The organism is Bacillus sp. JJ722 (assembly GCF_036963345.1).
Lineage (GTDB): Bacteria > Bacillota > Bacilli > Bacillales > DSM-1321 > Bacillus_AD.
Genome location: NZ_JBALMO010000335.1, coordinates 1 through 3,530, shown reverse-complemented (window position 1 = coordinate 3,530; position 3,530 = coordinate 1). Strand labels below are relative to the sequence as shown.

The 3,530-nt window shown below is 33.3% G+C and carries 4 protein-coding genes; all 4 read left to right on the top strand.

What is annotated here, in order from left to right; all coding sequences use genetic code 11:
* Positions 1–526, top strand: a 526-nt coding sequence (locus V7014_RS25455) for a hypothetical protein (protein ID WP_335511627.1), incomplete at its 5' end; no start/stop codon positions are given.
* A gap of 5 nt (positions 527–531) precedes the next feature.
* Positions 532–2,073: a flotillin family protein gene (locus tag V7014_RS25450; RefSeq protein ID WP_335511625.1), complete on the top strand. Its 1,542-nt coding sequence runs from the start codon at positions 532–534 to the stop codon at positions 2,071–2,073.
* A 131-nt stretch (positions 2,074–2,204) separates the two neighbouring features.
* Positions 2,205–2,795, top strand: coding sequence for a TetR/AcrR family transcriptional regulator (locus V7014_RS25445; RefSeq protein WP_335511623.1), 591 nt, complete (start codon positions 2,205–2,207; stop codon positions 2,793–2,795).
* Positions 2,796–2,893: 98 nt separating this feature from the next.
* Complete coding sequence (locus V7014_RS25440) at positions 2,894–3,433, top strand: HXXEE domain-containing protein (RefSeq protein WP_335511621.1); 540 nt, start codon at positions 2,894–2,896, stop codon at positions 3,431–3,433.
* Positions 3,434–3,530 lie beyond the last annotated feature (97 nt).

The following is a 3,530-nucleotide window of genomic DNA, read 5'->3' as shown; positions in this document are numbered from 1 at the left end:
ATACGTCTTTATTGGAACACTTATTATTCTATTCGTTAATTTATTTTTGGGAGGATTATTTGATTCAGCTCTTGGATTAGACAATGATGTATTTAATTTAACGACAACGTTATGTTTTACAGGGGTAGCATCAGCAATCGGTTATCTGCTGTTAACGTATTCCTCATTATCTACATTCATGGTCATTCTTCTCGCGGTATTGTTATCGGTAGGATTAACATTTGTATTAAATATGTTTGTCTTTATACCTTTATCTAAGATGGAAAGTTCTACAGCTTTTAAAATCGAAGACATAGAAGGAGAAGTTGGAGAAGTTACGCTTCGAATACCAGAAGATTCAATTGGGGAAGTCACAGTAAAGACAGCTTTAGGGATTGTATCAAGAACAGCTAAAAGTTATAACAAAAAAGAAATTAATCAAGGTGAGCCTGCACTTATAATTGAAGTAAAAGATAATATTTTTTATGTTGTAAAATACGATAATAATTTTGATTATTTAGATAATGATGAATCAGAGAGGATGTAATGCATATGTCAACTACTGTATGGATACTAATAGGTTTGGTTGTTTTACTAATTGGTTTAGTTTCATTCATTATTAGCCGTTATACGACAGTTGGATCAGAAGAGGCTTTAATTGTTACAGGGAGTGTTTTAGGATCTGGTGAAAACGTTTGTAACTTAGGTGGAGGTAGAAAAATTAAAGTAGTAAGTGGTGGAGGTACGTTAGTGTTACCTTTCATTCAACAATCACAGCGAATGACTTTGACTACATATGCACTAACAGTTAAGGCAAATGAAGTATATACAAAGCAAAAAGTACGTCTTGGTGCAATAAGTAATGCAGTTGTTAAAGTGGGTAGTGATTTAAATATGATTGCTACTGCATCAGAGAATTTCATGGGAAAGAATCATGATGCTGTTAGTGAAGAGATAACATCTATACTTGATGGTCATTTACGAGCTATTTTGGGATCAATGACGGTGGAAGATGCCTATAGTGATCGTGAAGCTTTTTCTAGACAAGTAAAAAATGTAGCAGAACCAGATTTAAACAAACTTGGATTTGAAATTCGTTCGTTTAATGTAAAAGATTATATCGATGTTGATCGCTATTTAGAATATCAGTCTCGTCATCGTATTGCTGAAGTACAGAAAGAAGCAGAAATTGCTGAATCTATAGCTCAAAGAGAAAGTCGCATTGAAACATCGAAAAATGAACAAGAAGCAAAGCGAGCAGAATTAGAGCGCGATACACAAGTAGCAGAAGCTAGTAAGTATAATCAATTAAAGATGTCAGAATTTAAAAAAGAACAGGATAGTGCGAAAGCCGAAGCAGATATGGCCTACGATTTGCAAAAAGCTAGAATTGCTCAACAAGTGAAAGAGCAAGAAATGCAAATTGAAATTGTTGAGCGAATTAAACAAATTGAATTACAAGAAAAAGAATCAGAACGACGTCAACGTCAATATCAAGCAGATATTAACTTAAAAGCAGATTCCGATGCATACGCATTAGAAAAATCTGCGGAAGCACAAAAGAAAAAGGCACAATTAGAGGCAGAGGCTCGTCAATATGAAGTGACAACACAAGCGAAAGCACATGCGGAAAAAGTGAAAATGGATGGCCTTGCTGAAGCAACAGCAGCGGAAGCAAAAGGTAAGGCGGAAGCGATGGTTATCCGAGAAATTGGTCTTGCCGAAGCGAATGCTCAAGAAGAAAAAGCAAAGGCATTTGAATTGTACGGTGAAGCTGCGAAATTAGAAATGATACTAAATATACTACCTCAATATGCTGAAAAGGTTGCTGCTCCACTTGGAAACGTTGAAAGCATTAAAATTATTGATACCGGTAATGGTAATGGAATACAAAGCATGGCAGGCTCAGTTACTAGTGTAATGGCCACATTACAAGAGGCTTTAAAAGAAACTACAGGGTTAGATCTTGTCGATGCTATTAATAACTATTCAGGAAAGCATAATCTTAAGGGAGAACTAGGTCAGATAGCAAGCGCTGTTTCTGAAAAAGAAGTGAGTAAGACAAGTTCAGACAAAATAAATAATGTAGATTAAATCATCATTCTAGAGAAAAGATGCCGTTTCAAATGTTTATATTTTTGAAACGGCATCTTTTTTGTAATATATTGGTAATGATGTATAATTAAACATAACTAATTAGTTAGTTATGTTTAGGGGGTATATAAATGGCGAGAACAAATGGTGAAGAAAGTAAGTTAAGAATATTTAAATCCGCTGAAGAACTATTTGCTAGAAAAGGTATCAAAGCTACGAAAGTTAGTGAAATAGTAAAGAATGCTGGTTTAAGTCAAGCGGCTTTTTATATTTACTTTAATAGTAAGGATGATATCTTAAAACAAATGGTTCAACAATTTGAACAACAGTTATTAACCCTTACTGTAGAAGTAGGAAATAACATTTGGGAAATACAATCTCCTGATGTGGCTAGCTCTGTAAGTCAATATTATACGCAAATATTTGAAATTCTAGGAGCAAATGCGAATTTGATGAAAATTTCTCTACAGTTTGCAGATGAAAAAGAAGAAATAAGAAGTACAATTGTAAAGCAAATAACAGAAAATATTAAACAAAGCCAGTCATTGGGAATTATAAAAAACAATCTTGATGTACCGATTGCGGCCGAAATGATCGTAGTGACTATAGAAAGGTTAGTCTATCGATTTATGTTAACGGAAGAAAGGACACCAAAGCAATTAAGTGAGCAGATGACTAATATGTTGTTAAATGGAATATTAGCTGAAACTTCAAAAGTATAAGTTATTGTAAGGGTGGAACAAATTCGTTTTTCCAAACGGATCGTTCTAATAGAGAGAGTTTAAGATGATAGTTATAAATAAAGGAAAGAAGGGTTCTTATGGAATTATGGAGTGATGTTCAAACACTTATCTGGTTATTTCCTATTTTATTTATGCTACACGACTTCGAAGAAATAATTATGATTGAAAAATGGATGAGCAAAAATACAGCGACTATTTATAATAGATTACCAGAAAAATTAGCGGATAGAGTCGTTAAACAATTTTCAATGTCGACCGCTCAGTTTTCGGTTTCGGTAGTAATTATCTTTTTAATAGTTAGCAGTTCGGCATTTCTGGCAAGTCAATATATGAATCAAGAGTTATTAGGAGGAATTTATCTCTTTATCGTATGTACAATGGTATTTTTTCTTCATGCTTTCACTCATATGGGTCAGTCTATTCTATTTCGTTCTGTAACTCCTGGTGTAGTTACATCAATCATTATCATTTTACCTTATAGTTTAATATTGTATCGTGCATTACTTACTAATCAGATCATAACTTGGAACACTATTTTAATTTGTCTGCCTTTCGTTTTAATATTCTTCCCTTTTGTCTTTATTGCTCATTGGATTGGGAAAAAAGCGATTGTATAATAATTGCTATTATATTATTTGTTTATTGTTATTATCAAGAGGAGGGATGTTGCATGATAAAGGCGGTAATATTTGATTTAGATGGTACTTTATTAAA

Excerpts from the sequence above, each read along its gene's own strand:
- V7014_RS25450 (WP_335511625.1), top strand. The coding sequence starts at position 532 with ATGTCAACTACTGTATGGATACTAATAGGTTTGGTTGTTTTACTAATT.
- V7014_RS25440 (WP_335511621.1), top strand. The coding sequence starts at position 2,894 with ATGGAATTATGGAGTGATGTTCAAACACTTATCTGGTTATTTCCTATT.
- V7014_RS25445 (WP_335511623.1), top strand. The coding sequence starts at position 2,205 with ATGGCGAGAACAAATGGTGAAGAAAGTAAGTTAAGAATATTTAAATCC.